Genomic DNA, 19,269 nt, shown 5'->3' on the forward strand with positions numbered 1-19,269 from the left:
GCACAGAGGCCGGTGCAGGCGACGAATCAGTTACAACAGTTCGAAGCTCTTTTGTTGCACTGCCTCGGAATCCAGCCCGACCTGGACATTGAACTCGCCAGGCTCGGCCACCCGTTGCAACTGGCCATTGTAGAACTTCAGATCATCCTCGCTGATGCGGAAGGTCAAGGTCCGCGACTCCCCGGCCTTGAGCATCAGTTTCTGGAAGCTCTTCAGTTCCTTGACCGGTCGGCTCATCGACGCCGAAACATCCTGCAGGTACAGCTGCACCACCGTCTCGCCGTCAAGCTTGCCGGTGTTTTTCACCGTCACTTTGGCCTCCAGGGTGTCGCCGCGCTTGAGGTCCTTGTTCGACAGGGTCAGGCCCGACAGCTCGAAGCTGCTGTAGCTCAGGCCATAACCGAACGGGTACAGCGGGCCGTTGGGCTCTTCGAAGTACTGCGAGGTGTAGTTGCCCGGCTTGCCTGGGGTGAACGGCCGACCGATGCGGGTGTGGTTGTAGTACATCGGGATCTGCCCGACCGAACGCGGGAAGGTGATGGCCAGCTTGCCCGACGGGTTGTAGTCGCCGAACAGCACATCGGCGATGGCGTTGCCGCCTTCGGTACCGGAGAACCAGGTTTCGAGCATCGCATCGGCCTGGTCACGCTCCCAACTGATCGACAGCGGGCGGCCGTTCATCAATACCAGGACCAACGGCTTGCCAGTGGCCTTCAGGGCCTTGATCAGCTCGCGCTGGCTGGCCGGGATTTCCAGGGTGGTGCGGCTAGACGACTCGTGGGACATGCCACGGGACTCACCGACTACGGCCACCACCACATCGGACTGCTTGGCGGCCTTGACCGCTTCATCGATCAGCACGGCCGCAGGGCGCGGGTCATCGACAATTTCCGGGGCGTCGAAGTTGAGGAAGTTCAGGTAGTCGAGGATCGCCTTGTCGCCGGTGACGTTGGAGCCCTTGGCGTACACCAGCTTGGCCTTGCCCTCGACTGCACGGCGCAGGCCTTCGCGCACGGTGACCGAGTGCATCGGCTTACCGTCGGCGGCCCAGCTGCCCATCATGTCGATCGGGGCATCGGCCAGCGGGCCGACCAGGGCGATGGTGCCGGCCTTTTTCAGTGGCAGGGTCTGGTTGCGGTTTTCCAGCAGCACGAGGCTGCGACGCGCCACGTCACGGGCGGCGTCGCGGTGCAGGCGGTTTTCGGCGTAGTAGTCTTTCAGGTCGGTTTCGGCCTTGCCGATGCGCACGTACGGGTCCTTGAACAGGCCCATGTCGTACTTGGCGCCGAGCACCTCGCGTACGGCCTGGTTCAGCTCGTGCTGGGTCACTTCGCCGGACTTCAGCAGCCCGGGCAGCTCTTCGCCGTACAGGGTGTCGTTCATGCTCATGTCGATGCCGGCCTTGATCGCCAGCTTGGCGGCTTCGCGGCCATCGCGGGCGACACCGTGGCGGATCAGCTCCTGGATGGCACCATGGTCGCTGATGGTCACGCCCTTGAAGCCCCATTCTTTGCGCAACAGGTCGTTCATCAGCCAGGTGTTGGAGGTGGCCGGCACGCCGTTGATCGAGTTGAGCGCCACCATCACCCCGCCGGCACCGGCGTCGAGCGCGGCGCGGTAGGGCGGCAGGTAGTCGTTGTACATTTTCGGCAGGCTCATATCGACCGTGTTGTAGTCGCGCCCGCCTTCCACCGCGCCATACAGGGCGAAGTGCTTGACGATGGCCATGATGCTGTCGGGATTGGCCGGGCTGCTGCCCTGGAACGAGCGGACCATCACCTGGCCGATCTTCGAGGTCAGGTAGGTGTCTTCGCCGAAGCCTTCACTGGTGCGGCCCCAACGTGGGTCGCGGGCGATGTCGACCATGGGCGCGAAGGTCATGTCCAGAGCGTCGGCCGACGCTTCGATGGCCGAGGTGCGACCGACCTTGGCGATGGCGTCCATGTCCCAGCTGGCGGCCAGGCCCAGGCCGATCGGGAAGATGGTGCGCTCGCCGTGGATGGTGTCGTAGGCAAAGAACATCGGGATCTTCAGGCGGCTGCGCATGGCGGCGTCCTGCATCGGCCGGTTCTCGGGGGCGGTGCGCGAGTTGAACGTGCCACCAATGCGACCGGCGGCGATTTCTTCGCGGATCTTCTCGCGAGGCATTTCCGGGCCGATGCTGATCAGGCGCAGCTGGCCGATCTTTTCGGCCTCGGTCATCTGGCTGATCAGATGATCGATGAACGCCTGCTTGTCCTGCAGGGGCGGGGCGGTAGGGGCGGCAAGGGCCGCCTGGCTGGCCAGGCCCATGGCCAAGCCCAGCAAAGACAGTTTCATCATCAATCCCATTGTCGAGGCCTTTGCCGTATCCACGGTGATACGTGCGCGGCCGAAGTTTTCAGGCGACTATTGTTGTACGATTCGCGGGTAATGCTTCCAGCGGCGGATTATGCCTGAATATGTCAGCCGCGGACGAAGCCCCGAATGCCGGGACAACAACTATAAGAACGCTGAAGAGAGCGAAGGCATGACCCCCCTCAACGAATACGAACGCCGCCTGGTGGCCGAGGCCATCGCCCGGGTCGAGCGGCGCACTGATGCGCAACTGGTGACCGTGCTGGCGCGCCGCGCCGATGACTATGCCTACCTGCCACTGTTCTGGGCCGCCGTGCTGGCGCTGGCCGTGCCTGGCCTGCTGCAGTGGTTGCTGGGCTGGCCCGGGATACGAGGGCTGCTGGTCGCCAACATGCTGCTGTTCATTGGCCTGTGCCTGCTGCTGCGCAGCCCGCGCCTGGCAGCCATGCTGATTCCTGCTGCCCTGCGCCGCTGGCGCGCTTCGAGCCTGGCGCGCCAGCAGTTTCGCGAACAGAACCTGCAGGGCACGGAAGGTGCCACAGGGGTGCTGATCTTCGTCGCCGAGACCGAGCGACATGTGGAAATCCTCGTCGACCAAGGCATCGATCATCATCTCGATGCCCAGGCCCGCGCCGTGTTGGTTGCGCGTCTCGCCGAACAGGTTCGCCAGGGGCGGACCTTGCAGGGCTTTGTCGAGTGCATCGAGGCGTGCGGTGAGTTGCTGTGCGAACACGTGCCACGCACCCATGCGCGCAACGAACTGCCCAACCGTCTGGTGATTCTCGACTGAACTGGTTGGCTCAGGGTGTAGAATGCGCGGCATTGCGCAACGCGCCCCCTGTTATCCGAGGCACCCGCTTTCCATGTCCGCCAGTACTTCCGCTTCTTCCGCGCCGGATGCGCGCGCCCAGTTCCTTGACCTGCTGAGTGCCGCCCTGAACGGCAACACCCTGGTCAAGCTGGTGCTGGCGCGCCATGTCGGGGCCGACCAGACCCTGCAGCGCATCATCGCCAAGCCACTGCTGGTGAAAGGGCAGGCCCAGCTGTCGCTGGTCTACCGCCATCAGACCCGCGACATCACCCGCAACCTGCCGCTGGACCAGGCCCAGGCGCTGGTCGCCGAGCTGCTGCCGGGGAGCTTCCGCAATGCCCACCTGTTCGACGCCGACGGCGAAGTGCAGCTGACCTTCAGCAAGAAGGGCAAGCCGATGCTCCAGCGCCACGGCGCGCAGGCGCCACGCGAGGCGCTTGCCAACACCGGTCATGACCGTGAGAAGAAGCGCTACCTGGAGCTTTCGCGGCCATTCCTGCGCGACCTGGGCGTGACCGATGCCCAAGGCGCGCTGATCCCGTCGATGTCGCGCAAGTGGAAGCAGATCAACAAGTTCATCGAAGTCTTCGACCACGCCCTGGCCAATGCCCCGGTACCGGCCGAGCAGACGCTGCGGGTAGCCGACTTCGGCTCGGGCAAGGGCTACCTGACCTTCGCCATGCATGACTATCTGCGCAACACCCTGGCCCGCGAGGCGCAGGTGACCGGGGTGGAGCTGCGCCAGGACATGGTCGATTTGTGCAATGGCGCTGCGCAGCGCCTGGAACACTCGGGCCTGGAATTCCAGTGCGGCGACGTGCGCAGCGTGGTGCCCGAGGCCATCGAGGTGATGATTGCCCTGCACGCCTGCGACATCGCCACCGACTACGCCATCCACACCGGCATCCGCTGCAACGCCGCCATCATCATGTGCTCGCCGTGCTGCCATAAACAGATCCGCCCGCAATTGCACAGCCCGGGGCTGCTGCAGCCCATGCTGCAATACGGGCTGCACCTGGGGCAGCAGGCCGAGATGCTTACCGACAGCCTGCGTGCGCTGTATCTGGAAGCCTGCGGTTACGAGACAAAAGTGTTCGAGTTCATCTCCCTGGAACACACCAACAAGAACAAGATGATTCTTGCGGTGAAGCGCCGGCAGGTGGGGGATAACGCGGCATTGCAGGAGAAGATCGGGCAGCTCAAGGCGTTTTATGGGGTGCAGGAGCATTGCCTGGAGACGTTGTTGCGGGCCGATAAGCTGATCTGATTACAGCAAGATGAAGTGCACTGGAGAACTGCTCCTGTATTCACGTAGGAGAATTCCCAAGAACACTTAACGGCCGTTTTGATCCTCATGGGTTCTGTGGCGTGATTGTTCGTCAATCTCGATGGTTGTCATTTGACATGGAGCACGCCAAAAAAACCTGGCAATTTCGCCGTCAGCTAAGGCGCGTCGTGGACAACTGCACCAGCAGCATGGCCAAAGCTGGTAAGAAGAGGTAGCAGTGGAATACGAGTTCACCCTGAAGTATCAACTGATCGAAGACGAAAACATCAATGCGATGCTGGAGCGTTTGGCCGAGGCAGGCTGTGATGATGCAATGGTTGGAGTTGGGCAGCCAGGCCGCTTGGCATTGGCTTTTGTGCGCGAGGCGCCCTCTGCCGTGGAAGCCATTGAAAGTGCGCTGAGTGATGTACGTAAAGCAGTGCCCGGTGCCCGCCTGATCGAAGCGACACCCGACTTGGTAGGGCTTACCGACGTAGCGGAAATCATCGGTGTGTCACGGCAAAACATGCGCAAGTTGATGCTTTCGCATATGTACAGTTTCCCTACACCTGTTCATGAAGGCAGTACATCGTTGTGGCATCTTGCGGATGTGCTGATCTGGTTGCAGGCGCGGGGAAGTTACGCGATCGGTCAGGACATTGTGGATCTGGCTCGGGTAGCTATGTCTGTCAATGTTTCCCGTGCACATGCGCGCGTTTTCGGTTAAGTGCGAAACCAGCCTTTGCAAGCTAAGTTGAGCGCGGCAATTAGCGACGCGCTGACGCCACCTCGATTGCCAACCCCTCCAACCCCAACGGGTGCGTACTGGCATCGAAGAATTGCAACGCCATCCCGACTATATCCCCGAACCGTTCGACAAAGTGCTGCTTCTGGTTGATCACCGATGCCTCGCTCAACGGCCGGATGGCAATCGACAAGTGTTTGGGCCGCGCTTGGCGAATGGCTTCGACCAAGTGCTGGTCAGTGCCATCCAGATGCTGCCCGAACAGGCACAGTCCCTGGCTTTCCTGTGCCAGTTGCCCCAACCCCCAGGCGAGGTAGTCCGAGTTGCGGATGGCGCGCATTTTCTCGTCGCTGCGTTCTTCGTTGACGAACAGCGGCACTTCACCGGGAATGTTCACGGCAAAGCCGTCCAGCAATTCGGCGCTGTCGGCGCTGCGCTGGCGGGTGCTGCCATCGGGCAGCTTGAGCAGGTGCAGGCCGCCATGCAGGTGCAGTACGCGGGTGCCTTCGCTGCGGGTGCGGCGTACGTCGAAGAACCCTTGATCGTCGAATAGCGTGGCGAAGCCCTGCGGGTTGTGCTGCATGGCCCAGGGCAGGATCAGGTCGTAGTTGCTGGTATAGACGCTGCGGTATTCGCGCAAGGCATGGTTGATCGACGCCAGGGTGGCGGCGGGCACCAGAGGCCAGGGCAGGTGCAGGGTGCGGATGGCGTGGATCAGGCCTTCCTTGATCGAGTAGTAGCGGTTCAGCGGCGCGGTGGAATTGATGGCCAGGGCGGCGTTGGCGCGCACGGTGTGGTTGAGGGTGCTCAGTACCGGCTCGAACAGTTCGGTGCCCAGCGACTTGAACAGGGCCTGGTCGCTGATCGCCAGGCCTTTCTTGCGCCCGGCGCGCTGAGCTTCCTCGTACAGCGAGAAATAGCCGAACGGTTTCCACAGCGCGCGACTGGCGCCGTTGCCCAGCAGCAGGGCTGTGCACGGGTGGCGCTGGTTGAGGTCTGGCCAAGAGGCGAGGCGGGCGTCGAGAGCTGGCATGTGCGGTCCGTTCGGTGGTGCGGGAAACGGCGGGGACTTTAGCATGTCATGCAAGGTGTGCGAGGGTTGGTGTTTAGATTACAGCCTTGTGCTGCCTGCAACGCAGGACGAAAGAGGACTTCTCCATGCGCAATCCGCTGCTCCGCACCCTGGCCCTGAGTACACTGTTCTCGGCTGCCTTGGCCTCAGCCACTGATGGCAAGACCTTGGCCGCTGCCCAAGGCATTCCTTACCCGGCGGTGATCGCCCATCGCGGCGCTTCCTACGATACCCCCGAATCCACCACGCCTGCCTACCTGCTTGCCCGCGAGCTGGGCGCCGATTACCTGGAACTCGACCTGCAACGCACCCGCGATGGCGTGCTGGTGGTGGTCCACGATGATGAGCTGTCGCGCACCAGCAACGTCGCCGAGCGATTTCCCGAGCGCGCGAAAAGCCCGGTCAGTGCCTTCACCTTGGCTGAGCTGAAATCGCTGGATGCTGGCAGCTGGTTCAATCAGGCCTACCCGAAGCGTGCCCGTCCATCGTTCGAAAAGTTGTCGATCCTGACCCTGGACGAAGTCATCGACATCGCCGAAGGCAACCCCGACCGCCACCCCGGGCTGTATATCGAAACCAAGGTGCCCAACCAGTTCCCCGGCATCGAGAAAGACCTGAAGACACGCCTCGAAGCCCGTGGCTGGCTTGATCGGCCGGGGCGGGTAGTGTTGCAGACTTTCGACCGCAACAGCCTCAAGTTGCTGCACGAAGCGATGCCGCAGGTGCCGAAGATCCTCTTGCTGTGGGTGGGCAACAATGGCATTGCATCGGCATCCGGGCAGGATTTCTCCCAGTCAGGCGAGCAGGACAAGGCCGCTTTCTATGCGCGCCAACAGCCCAAGGACAAGGCGGAGTACTTGCGCTGGCTCGACCATGCAAAGCAGGAGGGCGCAATCGGTACCGGCCCGTCAGCCACGCGCACTCATCTGGGCGAGCAGAGTTACAGCGACCTGATCCAGCCGTGGATGAACCAGGCCAATCACCAGCGCGGGCTGTTGGTCCACGTCTACACGCTCGATGACCGGGTCGATTTCGACAAAGCCATGAAAGCCGGTGTCGACGGAATCTTCACCAATCGGGCGGGGGAGCTTTTGCGCGCCTATCAGCGCCCGGCAGAAAGTGAGTCGGTTCTGTTGAAGCGTTTGGGATACTGAATCAATAAGCAAGTGCCCTGAGGACATGGTCAGGGTCGTTGCGTATGGAACGTAGCAAAGCCTTGGCCGGTCCGGTAGGTTCCCTGCGCCCTTGCTCCCAGTTCCTTAGCGTGGCGACCTGAACATCGATCATCTCGGCGAAACGCACTTGGGACAAACCCGTGGATTTACGGATGCTCCGGACCTGCAGCGCATCTATCCTTCGATCAAGCCACTCGCATCGGGAGTGCTCATCAGTTTGACTTGAAGGAGCCGGTAGGTGTCGTCTCCAAGCAGCGTTTTCACTCGTTTGGTGAACACGGGCGTTTCAATGAAGAGCGTAGCAGGATGTGCGCCATTGGCGTAGTCGATGGTTGCCCGACGCTACGAGAAGGAAGAAATCCCAGCGCTTATTCTGCGTGGGAGGACGAGGCTAGTGGATGGTGCAGTGGCTAGCAGGTCGTCCACTTCCGACTCAGATGTAGTCCGATTCTCTATTTAATTACTGGCGCCTTGCGATTCTTGTTTCGCCAAACCCGATAAGCCCGAATTCCCGCCCTTACCGAGCCAAACAGCAACTTTTCTTCCATCTCACGCGCCATTCCCGAGCGCACCAGCATGCGCAGGAAGGTGCCGCGGGCACGGGCGATGGCGAAGTGGATGCCCTGCGCCGTCAGGGTGTCACGCACCTCGCGCAGGGCGGCGATGCCGCTGACGTCGATGCTGCTCACCGCTTCCGCATCGAACAGCACCGCCTGGGGCTGGGCCTGGCTTTGCACGGCTTCGAGCAGGCGCATCTTGAAGTAGTCGGCATTGAAGAACAGGATCGCGTCGTCGAAGCGGTACACCACCAGGCCCGGCACGGTGCGAGCGTCCTTGTTCTTGCGGATGTCGACCTGGCCTTCGGTGCCCGGCAGCCAGCCGAGCACGGCGTCGGTGGGTTGGTAGATGGTGTAGAGCAGGCGCAGGATCGCCAGGGTCACGGCAAAGACGATGCCCGGCAGGACGCCCAGGCCGAGCACGCCGACCGTGGTCAGCAGGCACAGCCAGAACTCGAAGCGACTCAGGCGCCTGATGCTGCCCAGCGACTTGATGTCGATCAATCCCCAGCCAGCCATCAGCAGCACGGCGCCTAATACCGCCTGAGGGATCCAGGCCATCGGTGCGGTGAAGAACAGCAGAATCAGGGCGATCACCAGTGCCGCGACGATGCCGACCAGCTGGCTCTTGCCGCCTACCATGTCATTGACTGCCGTGCGCGAGTCGGCGCCGCTGATGGCAAACCCCTGGGAAATGCCGGCGGCCAGGTTGCTCACGCCAAGGGCGACGAACTCATGGTTGGCGTTGATCGCATAGCCGTGCCGCGCGGCGAAGCTGCGCGCGGTAAGCATGGCGCTGCAGAAGCTCACGGTGGCGATACCCAAGGCATCGCGCAGCAGGCTCTTGGTTTCGTCCAGGTTGCTGTGGGGCCAAGCGAGCTCGGGGATGCCGGACGGCACCGGGCCGAGGATGGCGACGCCGAAACGATCCAGGCCGAGCAGGCCGACCAGCAGGGTAAAGATTGCCACGGTCACCAGGGCCGCCGGCAGGCGAGGGTAGCGGCGCGGTAGCAAGATCAACAGTGCCAGCCCGGCCAGGCCGATAGCCAGGGTCATCCAGTGGATCTCGTTCAGGCGCTGGAAGAAATTCACCACGCTGAGGATGAAACCGTCTCCCTCGATCTTGAACCCCACTACCTTCGACAGTTGCCCGGCAATCAGGCTCAAGCCGATACCGTTGAGGTAACCGATCAGGATCGGGCGCGAGAAGAAGCTGGCGATGAATCCGGCGCGTGCCAAGCCGGCGACAATCAGCATCAGCCCTACCAGCACGGTGACGATCACCGACAGTTCGGCGATGCGCTGTGGGTCGCCCATGGCCAGTGGCGCCACGGCGCCAGCGATCATGGCGCAGGTGGCGGCGTCGGGGCCGACCATCAATTGCCGTGAGCTGCCGATCAGGGCATAGACCATCATCGGCAGCACGCATGCGTACAGGCCGTATTGCGGCGGCAGGCCGACGATCTGGGCGTAGGCGATGGCGATGGGGATCTGGATAGCGGCCACCGAAAGCCCGGCCTGCAGGTCGGCATGGAACCATTCACGGCGGTAGTGCATCAGGTTGGCAAGGCCGGGGAGCCAGCGGGAGAGAAACATGCGTCGTCCTTTCGAAATGTTTCACGGATCCATGAAGCATATGCGCCCCAAGCCGTTTCGCTTGCAAGCGAATTGAAGCGGAAGGTGTCGAACGCGGCCTTGGGCCATATCAATGAAAGGGCAGAAACGAAAAAAGGAGCCTCGGGCTCCTTTTGACAGCGATGACGTTGCTGGAACGCCATGCGGGGTATGCAATGTGTGGAGCGGGTAGAGGGAATCGAACCCTCAACTAAAGCTTGGGAAGCTTTCGTTTTGCCACTAAACTATACCCGCGTCTGCGCTGGACTTTTTACCAGAACCCTCCCCGAATTAGAAGCCCAAGTTATAAAAAAGCTTGTCGGCGCCCCATGACCTGCGGGTACGGGGTCCGGGACGCCGATGCGCTCAGATGGCCAATGCATGTTGCCCCTGGATGTATGGGTTAGCGCGTTGACGGGACTCGCGCACGGTCGGCTTGAGGAAACCCAGCATGACGTTGCGGGTGTTTTCAGAGGCTGACTTGTTTTCCATGTCGAGGAAATGGCCAGCGTCGCGGATCACGCTGAACTGGCTGTTGCCTACATGTTTGCCGAACTCGCGTGCATCTTCGACGGTGGTGTATTCATCGCGGTCGCCGTTGATGAACAGCACCGGGATGTCGATGTTGCGCGCGCCGTTCAATGCCCGTTGCAGGTCACGTTGCAGCACTTCGTTGATGTGGAAGTGCATCTGCGCGTACTCGTGGCTGTCCAGGCCGCTGACATGCCGGTAGTTGAAGCGCTTGAACAGCGATGGCAGGTACTTGCCGATGGTGTCGTTGACCAGGTTGCCGACCTGGTAGCGATCGCAGGCAGACAGGTACCGGCAGCCACGCTCCAGGTAGTCGCGCATCGGCTCATTGATGATCGGCGAGAACGAACTGACCACCGCCTTCTTCACCAGCCGCGGCTGGTGCGCCAGCGCCAGCAGGGTGCAGGCACCGCCCCAGGAGAAGGACATGACGTGGTCGCACTGGAAGCGCTCGATCAGTTCAAGAAGGATCTGCGCCTCGTCTTCCTTGCTGATCAGCCGTTCCTGGCGGTTGTGCGGCTTGGACTTGCCGGCATATGGCTGGTCGTACAGCACAACGTTGAATTGCGGGTGCAGGTTACGCACTGTCTGGGCGAACGAGGCCGTGGTGGCCAGCGACCCATTGATCAGTATGATCGTCTTCTCGGCCGTATCCGCGCGATAGAACTCCGTGTAAACCCGATACTGACCTTGGATATCAAGTACAGCGATTTCTGGCCTCATGTCATCGACTCCTGGCGCAAAAAGGGTAATCGCGTCACCTAGGGTGCACGTTCTTTATGACAGGTAGGCATTCGCCTGAATAAAACGGGGGGCCCTGTGTCGATCCTTGGCACACGCGTCGACGATTTTGTTGTGGCGGGCAATCTGCCGTGCCCCAAGGCATCTGGGCCTTGGGTGGCCGGCAAAAGGTGTCATGAACTGCAGGCGTGACTGATTGGTCACTCGCGGACTGACGAGTTGAGAGTCAAGCAGTGGGGCGGGGATCCCGCAAGTGCCGTTTGCGCAAATTTGTGACTCGGGCCGCTCAGCGGTCGTATGCCTGTATTACGGCATTCAGACCGAGGTGATTTCTTCCACCGTAAGCGCCCTGAATTCGCCAGGTTGCAGGCCTGGATCGAGGCGGATCGTACCCATGCTTTCGCGATGCAGGCCGACCACCTTGTTGTCGAAATGGCCGAACATGCGCTTGACCTGGTGGTAGCGCCCTTCGACGATTGCCAGCCGTGCCTGACGCGGGCCAAGGATGTCGAGTTGGGCGGGCAGGGTGGTCAGGTCTTCGAAGGCGAAATAGAACCCTTCGCTGAACTTGGCGACATAGTGCGCGCCGATCTCGTCTTCGGTTTCCACCAGGTAATGCTTGGGCAGCTTGGTGGCCGGCTGGGTCAGGCGCCGCGACCACTGGCCATCGTTGGTCAGGATCATCAGGCCAGTGGTGTTGAAGTCCAGGCGCCCGGCAATGTGCAGGTCGTCGCGCAATTCGCTGGGCAGCAGGTCGAGCACGGTGCGGTGCTGCGGGTCTTGCGTGGCGCTGACGCAGCCAGCGGGTTTGTGCAGCATCAGGTAGCGCGCGGGGCGGCCGGCCTGCAGCAGTTGATCGTCCACTTCCACGCGGCTGAATTCCCGGACGTCCGCCTTGGGGTCGGTGACCACTTCGTGATCCAGGCGCACACGGCCCTGCACCAGCAGCAGGCGCACTTGCTGGCGGTTGTAGCAGGGCAGGTTGGCGAGGAAACGGTCGAGGCGCATGGCAGCGGGTAAAGTGAAATGTGGGCGCAGTTTAGCGGTTTTTCACTTTAGAGCGGTGCCGGCTTGTTCGCGGGCGAGCCCGTTCCCACAAGTTGGTCTTCCACGGCGGCGCAGCGTGGGCATAGACAGGCCTTGTCGCGCAGTTCGGCAGGCAGGGCCTGGAGCACGGCCGGGTCGATGGTCACGCCGTAGCACCAGCAGGCCTGGGTGGCACTGCGTGCGTCGGCCAGGCTGCACTGGTTGAGGGCGCCACAGGCAGGGCAGTGCTGGCTGTCATTCATGTTCGGTTCCAAGTGTTTCACTGCAGACGCGGTTGCGGCCGGCCTGCTTGGCACGATAAAGCGCACGGTCGGCGCGGGTCAGCAGGGCGTGCAGGGTGTCGCCCGGCTGCAAGGCGCTGAGGCCGATACTGGTGGTCAGGCGCAAGGGTTGATCTTCGTAGCTGAAGGTCAGTTGCTCGGTACGACGGCGGATCTTCTGGGCCACCTCGATGGCCTGCTGGCCCTCGGCCTCGCGCAACAGGACGATGAATTCCTCACCGCCCCAGCGGCAGAGTATATCCGACTGACGCAGGCTGCCCTGCAGCACGTTGGCGAACTGGCGCAGCACTTCGTCGCCTGCCAGGTGGCCATGGGTATCGTTGAGCACCTTGAAGTGATCGAGGTCGATCAGCAAGGCGACCAGCGGCGCGCAATCGCGCTGGGCTTCCTGCAGGGCCTGGGCGGCCAGCAGGTCGAAGCTGCGTCGGTTGGGCAGGCCGGTCAGGCTGTCGAGGGTCGCCAGCGCCTCGGTGCTGGCCTGATGGCGCCTGAGCATGCCATTGAGCAGCGACAGTACCACCAGAGTGATCATCGCGCAGATCACCAGGTTCAGGTACAGCGAGTGGCGAATCGGGTCCAGAGCGCCGGTCTCGCGTTTGTCGACCAGCAGGTACCAACCCAGTTCGGGCAGCTGCCGCACATTGAGGAAGTGGCTGTGACCTCTGCTGTCCTTGTATTCGTGGCTGCCCTCGGTGGGCGTCGGGCGCTGCGCCAGCAAATCGCTCAGGTCGGTATTATCGGACAAGGGTTGCCCCACTTTCAGCCCATGCGGGCCGCCCTCCGAGCCGGTCAGGATGAGCTTGCCCTTGGCGTCGGTGAAGAACACCGAGCGCTGATAGCGGCGCTGATACTTGTCGATCAGCTTGATCACCGCGTCCACGCTCAGGCCCACACCGGTGGCGCCGATGAAGCGCTGCTGATAGTCCAGCACCGGGTAGTTGATGAACACCGTCAGGTTGTCCTGGTTGGCCATGTCCAGGTCGACGTTGATCTCATACGGCGTTTTCATCTCGCGCAGGCGGAAGTACCAGGCATCGCGCCAAGTGTTCGGTACCACGTGCTTGAGCACGCCCTTGGCCTGGTAGTAGGTGAGGGTGCGGTCAGAGACGAAGAACGAGGTGAAGGTGTCCTGCTTGCCCATGACCTCGCCGAGAAAGCGAGTGATGCGCTGGGTGTCCTGTTCACCCGCCAGTACCCAGTCGCGCAGGAAGGTGTCCTGGGCCATCATCGAGGCGATCAGCACCGGGCGGATCAGGTCTTTCTGGATTTCCGAATAGACGGTATCGGAGGTCAGAGGCAGCTCGGTATTGACGATGCCGTCGCGGATCGCGCTGCGCGAGGCGAAATAGCTGATCAGCGATGTGGCGAGGAAGCCGCAGGTCAGCAGCAGCAGCAGGGCAAGAATCAGCGAGCGCTGTGAGAACAGGGCGGAGCGTGAAGGCATGATCTTCCCGTGATGTGTGCCGAGGCGCTCATTCTAGTGAGATGACAGGCAAATGACTGCATGTTTTTAAAGGTTATTTCGACCTGTATCAATTTGTTGCTGAAATGGCACTGCACCTTGGCGCCGTTGTCTGATTCATTGTCGATGAACGCATTTGCGTCGACGCTCGCCAGCGCCGCTGTTCGAGCACCTCTGCGGTCCAGGAGGCCGCCATGTCCTATCGAATTCTGCTGATCGCCCTGCTGGGTCTGATGACGTCCGCCTGCGCGCCCTACTACGGGGGCGGTGACTATTACCGATCGGATTACTACACCACCGATCGCTACGTAACGCCGGGGTACTACCGCTATGACCGCTACTATGTAACGCCGCAGACGCGTTACTACTACCAGCCTGCACCCCGTTACTACCGGCCGGCTCCGGCACCTTATTACCGGCCCAATCCGCAGCCGGGGATGAACCAGTGGCATGGCAACCCGCGATACGATTATGGCAATCGCCAGCGCAATGACTATGGACGCGATCGCGACCGCAATGACTATCGCGATGGCAGCCAGCGTTACCAGCATGATCGCTGGCATTCCAATAACCGTAGGGACAATGACGGCCAGTCGGAACGTGGGCGTGGAGGCGACCACAACTGGCAGCGTTAAGGCTGTCATGCCCCCAGGTCGGCCAGCGGGTGCCGCCCTTCCCACACCTTGGTAAAGTGCGCCTCGACCACCGCCGCTGGCACCTGCGCCACATCCGGCCAGTGCCAGTGCGGCTGGTTGTCCTTGTCCAGCAGGCGCGCTCGCACGCCTTCACTGAATTCCGGATGCCGGCAACAATTGAGGCTCATGCTGTACTCCATCTGGAACACCTGGGCCAGTGACAGGTGTCGGGCACGCTGGATCTGTTCCCAGACCAGGTGTGCCGTCAGTGGGCAGCCTTCATGCAGGCGTTGTCCCGCTTCGGCCAGCAACGGATCAGGGTGATGCTTGAGACTTTCCAGTGCGCGCCAGGCCGCAGCAGGGTCGGCCACATCCAGCAGTTCGTCGATCACCTGGCGCCGCGGCAGCCACTGCGCCGCAGGCAGCTCGGCCCAGGCGCGATGCTGTTCGGCCTTGAGCAAGCTGTTCAACTGCAGGCCGGTCTGCTCCTGCCAGTTCAGTTGCAGCAGCTCTTCGACCAATGCCTCTTGCTGTTCTTCCCCAAAGAAACGATCAGCCAGGTCCAGGTCGAGGGCATCACGGGCATTGATCGGTGCCCCGGTCAGCCCTAGGAACAAGCCAAGCTTGCCGGGCAGGCGGGCGAGAAACCAGCTGGCGCCTACGTCCGGATACAGGCCAATGCTGATTTCCGGCATGGCCAGCCGGCTGCTTGGGGTGACGATGCGTACACCGGCGCCCTGCAGCAACCCCATGCCGCCGCCCAGCACATGCCCGTGGCCCCAGCACAGCAGGGGCTTCGGGTAGGTATGCAAGAGGTAGTCGAGGCGGTATTCGGCGGCAAAGAAGGTGGCGGCCAGCGGCGGTATGCTGCCGGGGTGGGCAAGGCAGGCCTGGGCCAGCGCTCGTACATCGCCGCCGGCGCAAAAGGCCTTGGCACCGTTACCGCGCAACAGCACGCAGACGACGCCAGGGTCGCTGGCCCAGCTATGCAGCTGTTCGCCCAGCACTTCGATCATCGGCAGGTTGAGGGCATTGAGCGCCTTGGGGGCATCGAGCGTGGCGATGCCGATTCGGGCGCCATCGGCGCCGGTGAGTACCTCGCAATGAATGGCCATGGACTACCTCGCGAAAGTATCCCCCAAGTATGGCCCGCATCGCCGATCATGCCGGTCGTCGGTCGGATCGATTGACAAGGGCAAGTGGCTTACCTAGTGTCGCGCCATTGTTTACGGATGGCCCCATGACTGAAGACGATCGCATCAAACTCGAACCCAGCTGGAAGGCTGCACTGCGCGCCGAGTTCGACCAGCCCTACATGCACCAGCTGCGTGAGTTCCTGCGCCAGGAGCACGCGGCAGGCAAGGAGATCTACCCGCCGGGGCCGCTGATCTTCAATGCGCTCAATTCCACGCCGCTGGAGCAGGTCAAGGTGGTGATCCTCGGCCAGGACCCGTATCACGGACCGGGCCAGGCACATGGCCTGTGCTTCTCGGTGCAGCCGGGCGTGCCGGCGCCGCCGTCGCTGGTCAACATCTATAAAGAGCTGCAGCGCGACCTGAACATCCCGATTGCCAGCCACGGTTACCTGCAGAGCTGGGCCGAACAGGGCGTGCTGCTGCTCAACACGACCATGACTGTCGAACGGGCCAATGCCGCTTCGCATGCGAAGAAGGGTTGGGAGTTCTTTACCGACCGGATCATCCAGGTGGTCAGCGAGCAGTGCCCGAATGTGGTGTTCCTGCTGTGGGGGGCACATGCCCAGAGCAAGCAGAAGCTGATCGATGGCACCAAGCACCTGGTGCTCAAGTCGGTGCACCCGTCGCCACTTTCGGCGTATCGAGGGTTCCTTGGCTGCGGGCACTTCAGTCGCACCAACAGCTTCCTCGAACAACGTGGCATGGCGCCCATCAACTGGGCGCTGCCGCCACTCTGAAGGCGGGCAGGGGCTGCACGGCAGCCCCTAGTTCAGAGCTTTGACCCAATACCTGAACAACGGCTCCGCCAGAAACAGCACCAGGATCAACCGCACCACCTGCAGCGCCGTCACCAGCGGCACCGACAACTGCAGGGTTTCGGCCGTCAGGCTCATCTCGGCGATTCCACCCGGCATCATCCCCAGGGTCAGCGAACGCAGGTCCAGCTCGGTCATCACGCTCAACCCCCACGCCGCGCTGCCGGCAATCGCCATGCACAGTGCCGTGGCCAGCAGCGTGCGCCCAAGGAAGGACGGCGCGCGGCGGAAGAACGCGCGGTTGAAGTGGCAGGCCAGGCCGCTGCCGATGAGCCACTGACCGATCTGGCTGGCACCGTTGGGCAAGGCGATCTGCAGGTTGCCCGCCAAGCTCATCGAGGCGGCGACCAGCAACGGCCCGAACAGCCACGGGTTGGGTTGGCGCAGACGCTGCCAGGCAAACCCCACCGCCACGCCCAACGGCACGATTAGCGCCAACCAGCCCCAGCTGACACTGCCGGCGTGATTAAGCGGCACGCCGTCACCAAGCAGGAGTTTGAACAGCGCCGGCACGCACAGCACCACGGCCAGCACGCGCAGGCTCTGCGCCGCCGCCACCTGGCTGAGCACCGCGCCATTGCGTGCGCCCAGGTTGACCATCTCCCCCGAGCCACCGGGCATGCTGGCGAAGAACGCCGTGGCGCGATCTTCACCGCTACGCCGCAGCAGCCACACGCTGATCACGCTGGAAAGCGTGGTGAACAGCGCACCGAAGAAAATCAGTGCGAAATGGCTGGCGACCTGTTCGATCACCGCTGGGGTGAAGTGCAGGCCGATGCCGATGCCGATGATGCACTGGCCGCACTTGCGGCCATTGGGGATTTCCGACAGCTGCCAGGGCGTCAGGCAGCGCACCAGGATGATCGCCAGCAAGGAGCCGACCATCCACGGCAAAGGCCAGCCGACCTTGCTGGCGGCAAAACCGCCAGCAAGGCCGACCAGCCCGGTTGCGACAAACAGCGGCAGTGACCGATCAGGCATCAGCCATGGCCCGGCGCTGCAGGCTGCGCTTGCGCCAGATGCGCAGCAGCGGCAGGGTCAGCATGCAGAGGGTCAGGACCCATACCGACAGGCTGATCGGGCTCGACCAGAGGATGCCCAGCTCACCGTTGGAAATCGACAGGGCCCGGCGCAGGTTCTGCTCCATCAGGCCGCCGAGGATGAAGCCGAGCAGGATCGGCGACAGCGGGAAGTCCAGCTTGCGCAGGATGTAGCCCATGATGCCGATGCCGACCATCAGGAACAGGTCGAAGGTAGTGGCATGCACGGCGTACACGCCGATCGCCGTGATGATCGCGATCACCGGCACCAGCGCCCAGTTCGGCACGGCGAGGATGCGGGTGAAGATGCGGATCATCGGGATATTCAGGATCACCAGCATGATGTTGGCGATGAACAGCGAGGCGATCAGGCCCCAGACGATGTCCGGCTGCTGTTCGAACAGCAATGGGCCCGGGGTGATGTTGTACAGGGTCAGCGCGCCGATCATCACCGCCGTGGTGCCCGAACCTGGGACGCCGAGGGTCAGCATCGGCACCAGGGCGCCGCAGCAGGAAGCACCGATGGCGGTTTCCGGGGCAGCCAGGCCACGGGCGTCACCTTTGCCGAACTTGCCATTTTCACCGGCCAGGCGCTTCTCCGTCATGTAGGCCACGGCACTCGCCAGCGTGGCGCCGGCGCCCGGCAGCACGCCCATGATGAAGCCCAGCAGGCCGCAGCGGATGTTGACCACGAACACCGAGGCGGCTTCCTTGAGATTGAACAGCATGCGCCCGGTGGCCTTGACTGCTTCGTGGCCATGGTGTGTCTTCTCCAGCAACAGCAGGATTTCGCTGACGGAGAACAGGCCCAGCACCAGTACCACGAACTGGATACCGTCGGCCAGGTGCACACTGTCGCCAGTGAAGCGGTATACGCCGCTGTTGGCATCGATACCGACTGCCGACAGGAACAGGCCGATCAGTGCAGCAATGAAGGTCTTCAGTGGCTTGTCGCCGGCCATGCCGCCGAGGGCGACGATGGCGAACACCATCAGCACGAAGTATTCCGCCGGGCCGAAGGCAATCGCCCATTTCGCCAGCAGCGGGGCGAACAGCACCATGCCGCAGGTGGCGATGAGGGCGCCGATGAACGAGCTCCAGGCCGACAGCGACAAGGCCACACCGGCCAGGCCCTGGCGCGCCATCGGGTAACCGTCAAGGGTGGTCATCACGGTCGAGGCTTCGCCCGGGATGTTCAGCAGGATCGAGCTGATCCGGCCGCCGTATTCGCAACCCAGGTAGACCGCGGCCAGCAGGATCAGCGCCGACTCTGGTGGCAGGCCAAGGGCGAAGGCGATCGGGATCAGCAGGGCCACGCCGTTGATCGGCCCCAGGCCAGGCAGCAGGCCGACCACGGTGCCGATCAGCGTGCCCGACAGGGCGGTGACCAGGTTGTAAGGGGACAGGGCGACGCCGAAGCCCTGGCCCAGGTAGCTCAAGGTATCCATGTGTCAGTTCTCCAGTACGCTCAGCAGGCCGAGGGGCAGGGGTACGTCCATGACGCGGTCGAACAGCCAGTAGAGAAACACGCTCATGCCCACCACCACGAGGGTGCTGTGCAACCAGCGGCCGCCATACAGAAGGGCCATGGGGATGCCGACCAGGATGGCGCTGAGGATGAAACCCAGGGCTTCGAAGGTGGCGGCGAAGATGATCAGCAGGCCGACGCAGGCGGTGATCTTGATCAGGGTTTCGCGGTCCAGTTCAGGCTCATCGTCCTTGCGCACGATGGGCGTGGGGCGGATCGCCAGGTACAGCAGGGCAAGGCTCATCAGCCCGAGCATCAGCAGCGGGTAGGCACGCGGGCCGACGGGTTCGTAGGAAAACGCGGCCTGGTAGGGCCAGGCCATCACGGCCAGGACTGCACACACCGCCAGCAGGGCCAGGGCGAAGATGCGTTGCAGGATCATAGGAGAATCCTCATTGAATCGCGGGCCCTGTAG

Annotated in this window: 17 protein-coding genes, 1 tRNA gene and 1 pseudogene; 6 read left to right on the forward strand and 13 right to left on the reverse strand. The window is 62.5% G+C overall.

Annotated features, from left to right (window positions below; all coding sequences use genetic code 11):
- Positions 1–30: 30 nt before the first annotated feature.
- Entirely contained in the window at positions 31–2,322 is a 2,292-nt protein-coding gene (bglX, locus tag BGP85_RS18500) for a beta-glucosidase BglX (protein ID WP_103449883.1), read from the reverse strand.
- Positions 2,323–2,509: 187 nt separating this feature from the next.
- On the opposite strand from bglX, the gene BGP85_RS18505 reads away from it, so the two are divergent.
- The 3 genes from BGP85_RS18505 (at position 2,510) to BGP85_RS18515 (ending at position 5,142) form a co-directional block, all read left to right on the forward strand.
- On the forward strand, positions 2,510–3,127 hold the full coding sequence (locus BGP85_RS18505) for a TPM domain-containing protein (protein WP_103449339.1): 618 nt from the start codon (positions 2,510–2,512) through the stop codon (positions 3,125–3,127).
- Between the two features lie 73 nt (positions 3,128–3,200).
- Complete coding sequence (locus BGP85_RS18510; RefSeq protein WP_103449340.1) at positions 3,201–4,415, forward strand: class I SAM-dependent methyltransferase; 1,215 nt, start codon at positions 3,201–3,203, stop codon at positions 4,413–4,415.
- A 238-nt stretch (positions 4,416–4,653) separates the two neighbouring features.
- Positions 4,654–5,142 (forward strand): helix-turn-helix transcriptional regulator, encoded by a 489-nt coding sequence (locus BGP85_RS18515; protein ID WP_103449341.1) that lies wholly within the window; start codon positions 4,654–4,656, stop codon positions 5,140–5,142.
- Between the two features lie 40 nt (positions 5,143–5,182).
- On the opposite strand, the gene BGP85_RS18520 is transcribed toward BGP85_RS18515, so the two are convergent.
- Positions 5,183–6,193, reverse strand: coding sequence for a DUF4917 family protein (locus tag BGP85_RS18520; RefSeq protein WP_103449342.1), 1,011 nt, complete (start codon positions 6,191–6,193; stop codon positions 5,183–5,185).
- A 125-nt stretch (positions 6,194–6,318) separates the two neighbouring features.
- On the opposite strand from BGP85_RS18520, the gene BGP85_RS18525 reads away from it, so the two are divergent.
- Positions 6,319–7,386 carry a glycerophosphodiester phosphodiesterase gene (locus tag BGP85_RS18525; protein ID WP_103449343.1) on the forward strand — a complete coding sequence of 356 codons (1,068 nt, stop codon included), beginning with the start codon at positions 6,319–6,321 and terminating at the stop codon, positions 7,384–7,386.
- A gap of 1 nt (position 7,387) precedes the next feature.
- Here BGP85_RS18525 and BGP85_RS18530 read toward each other — a convergent pair.
- The 7 genes and pseudogenes from BGP85_RS18530 to BGP85_RS18560 form a co-directional block, all read right to left on the reverse strand.
- Positions 7,388–7,585 (reverse strand): annotated as a pseudogene (locus BGP85_RS18530) (helix-turn-helix domain-containing protein); the annotation flags it as partial.
- Between the two features lie 274 nt (positions 7,586–7,859).
- Positions 7,860–9,560: a SulP family inorganic anion transporter gene (locus BGP85_RS18535; RefSeq protein WP_103449345.1), complete on the reverse strand. Its 1,701-nt coding sequence runs from the start codon at positions 9,558–9,560 to the stop codon at positions 7,860–7,862.
- Between the two features lie 199 nt (positions 9,561–9,759).
- Positions 9,760–9,833 (reverse strand) — tRNA-Gly (locus BGP85_RS18540).
- Positions 9,834–9,944: 111 nt separating this feature from the next.
- Entirely contained in the window at positions 9,945–10,832 is an 888-nt protein-coding gene (locus BGP85_RS18545) for an alpha/beta fold hydrolase (RefSeq protein WP_103449346.1), read from the reverse strand.
- 333 nt (positions 10,833–11,165) lie between these two features.
- The gene (locus BGP85_RS18550; RefSeq protein ID WP_103449347.1) at positions 11,166–11,858 is read right to left on the reverse strand and encodes a pseudouridine synthase; all 693 of its coding nucleotides are present in this window, start codon (positions 11,856–11,858) and stop codon (positions 11,166–11,168) included.
- A 47-nt stretch (positions 11,859–11,905) separates the two neighbouring features.
- Positions 11,906–12,139: a cysteine-rich CWC family protein gene (locus tag BGP85_RS18555; protein ID WP_103449348.1), complete on the reverse strand. Its 234-nt coding sequence runs from the start codon at positions 12,137–12,139 to the stop codon at positions 11,906–11,908.
- Positions 12,132–13,622, reverse strand: coding sequence for a sensor domain-containing diguanylate cyclase (locus tag BGP85_RS18560; protein ID WP_103449349.1), 1,491 nt, complete (start codon positions 13,620–13,622; stop codon positions 12,132–12,134). Before BGP85_RS18560 ends, BGP85_RS18555 begins: the two co-directional genes overlap by 8 nt.
- Positions 13,623–13,834: 212 nt before the next feature.
- Between BGP85_RS18560 and BGP85_RS18565 the strand changes: the two genes are divergently transcribed.
- The gene (locus BGP85_RS18565) at positions 13,835–14,275 is read left to right on the forward strand and encodes a hypothetical protein (protein WP_103449350.1); all 441 of its coding nucleotides are present in this window, start codon (positions 13,835–13,837) and stop codon (positions 14,273–14,275) included.
- A gap of 5 nt (positions 14,276–14,280) precedes the next feature.
- Here the strand turns inward: BGP85_RS18565 and BGP85_RS18570 are convergent, their stop codons facing one another.
- Positions 14,281–15,390, reverse strand: coding sequence for an enoyl-CoA hydratase/isomerase family protein (locus BGP85_RS18570; protein WP_103449351.1), 1,110 nt, complete (start codon positions 15,388–15,390; stop codon positions 14,281–14,283).
- A 125-nt stretch (positions 15,391–15,515) separates the two neighbouring features.
- Between BGP85_RS18570 and ung the strand changes: the two genes are divergently transcribed.
- The gene (ung, locus tag BGP85_RS18575) at positions 15,516–16,208 is read left to right on the forward strand and encodes a uracil-DNA glycosylase (RefSeq protein ID WP_103449352.1); all 693 of its coding nucleotides are present in this window, start codon (positions 15,516–15,518) and stop codon (positions 16,206–16,208) included.
- 27 nt (positions 16,209–16,235) lie between these two features.
- On the opposite strand, the gene BGP85_RS18580 is transcribed toward ung, so the two are convergent.
- From BGP85_RS18580 to BGP85_RS18590, 3 genes are read right to left on the reverse strand one after another with little or no spacing between them, the layout of a single operon-like run.
- Complete coding sequence (locus BGP85_RS18580) at positions 16,236–17,267, reverse strand: AbrB family transcriptional regulator (protein WP_103449353.1); 1,032 nt, start codon at positions 17,265–17,267, stop codon at positions 16,236–16,238.
- Positions 17,260–18,774, reverse strand: coding sequence for a tripartite tricarboxylate transporter permease (locus BGP85_RS18585; RefSeq protein WP_103449354.1), 1,515 nt, complete (start codon positions 18,772–18,774; stop codon positions 17,260–17,262). The genes BGP85_RS18580 and BGP85_RS18585 overlap by 8 nt, the downstream gene beginning before the upstream one ends.
- Before the next feature lie 3 nt (positions 18,775–18,777).
- On the reverse strand, positions 18,778–19,236 hold the full coding sequence (locus tag BGP85_RS18590; protein ID WP_103449355.1) for a tripartite tricarboxylate transporter TctB family protein: 459 nt from the start codon (positions 19,234–19,236) through the stop codon (positions 18,778–18,780).
- Positions 19,237–19,269: the final 33 nt, after the last annotated feature.

It is taken from the genome of Pseudomonas putida (assembly GCF_002906855.1).
GTDB lineage: Bacteria > Pseudomonadota > Gammaproteobacteria > Pseudomonadales > Pseudomonadaceae > Aquipseudomonas > Aquipseudomonas putida_N.

Coding starts and splice junctions, on each gene's coding strand:
- bglX (WP_103449883.1), bottom strand. CDS start 2,322: ATGATGAAACTGTCTTTGCTGGGCTTGGCCATGGGCCTGGCCAGCCAG.
- BGP85_RS18505 (WP_103449339.1), top strand. CDS start 2,510: ATGACCCCCCTCAACGAATACGAACGCCGCCTGGTGGCCGAGGCCATC.
- BGP85_RS18510 (WP_103449340.1), top strand. CDS start 3,201: ATGTCCGCCAGTACTTCCGCTTCTTCCGCGCCGGATGCGCGCGCCCAG.
- BGP85_RS18520 (WP_103449342.1), bottom strand. CDS start 6,193: ATGCCAGCTCTCGACGCCCGCCTCGCCTCTTGGCCAGACCTCAACCAG.
- BGP85_RS18525 (WP_103449343.1), top strand. CDS start 6,319: ATGCGCAATCCGCTGCTCCGCACCCTGGCCCTGAGTACACTGTTCTCG.
- BGP85_RS18535 (WP_103449345.1), bottom strand. CDS start 9,560: ATGTTTCTCTCCCGCTGGCTCCCCGGCCTTGCCAACCTGATGCACTAC.
- BGP85_RS18545 (WP_103449346.1), bottom strand. CDS start 10,832: ATGAGGCCAGAAATCGCTGTACTTGATATCCAAGGTCAGTATCGGGTT.
- BGP85_RS18550 (WP_103449347.1), bottom strand. CDS start 11,858: ATGCGCCTCGACCGTTTCCTCGCCAACCTGCCCTGCTACAACCGCCAG.
- BGP85_RS18555 (WP_103449348.1), bottom strand. CDS start 12,139: ATGAATGACAGCCAGCACTGCCCTGCCTGTGGCGCCCTCAACCAGTGC.
- BGP85_RS18560 (WP_103449349.1), bottom strand. CDS start 13,622: ATGCCTTCACGCTCCGCCCTGTTCTCACAGCGCTCGCTGATTCTTGCC.
- BGP85_RS18565 (WP_103449350.1), top strand. CDS start 13,835: ATGTCCTATCGAATTCTGCTGATCGCCCTGCTGGGTCTGATGACGTCC.
- BGP85_RS18570 (WP_103449351.1), bottom strand. CDS start 15,390: ATGGCCATTCATTGCGAGGTACTCACCGGCGCCGATGGCGCCCGAATC.
- ung (WP_103449352.1), top strand. CDS start 15,516: ATGACTGAAGACGATCGCATCAAACTCGAACCCAGCTGGAAGGCTGCA.
- BGP85_RS18580 (WP_103449353.1), bottom strand. CDS start 17,267: ATGCCTGATCGGTCACTGCCGCTGTTTGTCGCAACCGGGCTGGTCGGC.
- BGP85_RS18585 (WP_103449354.1), bottom strand. CDS start 18,774: ATGGATACCTTGAGCTACCTGGGCCAGGGCTTCGGCGTCGCCCTGTCC.
- BGP85_RS18590 (WP_103449355.1), bottom strand. CDS start 19,236: ATGATCCTGCAACGCATCTTCGCCCTGGCCCTGCTGGCGGTGTGTGCA.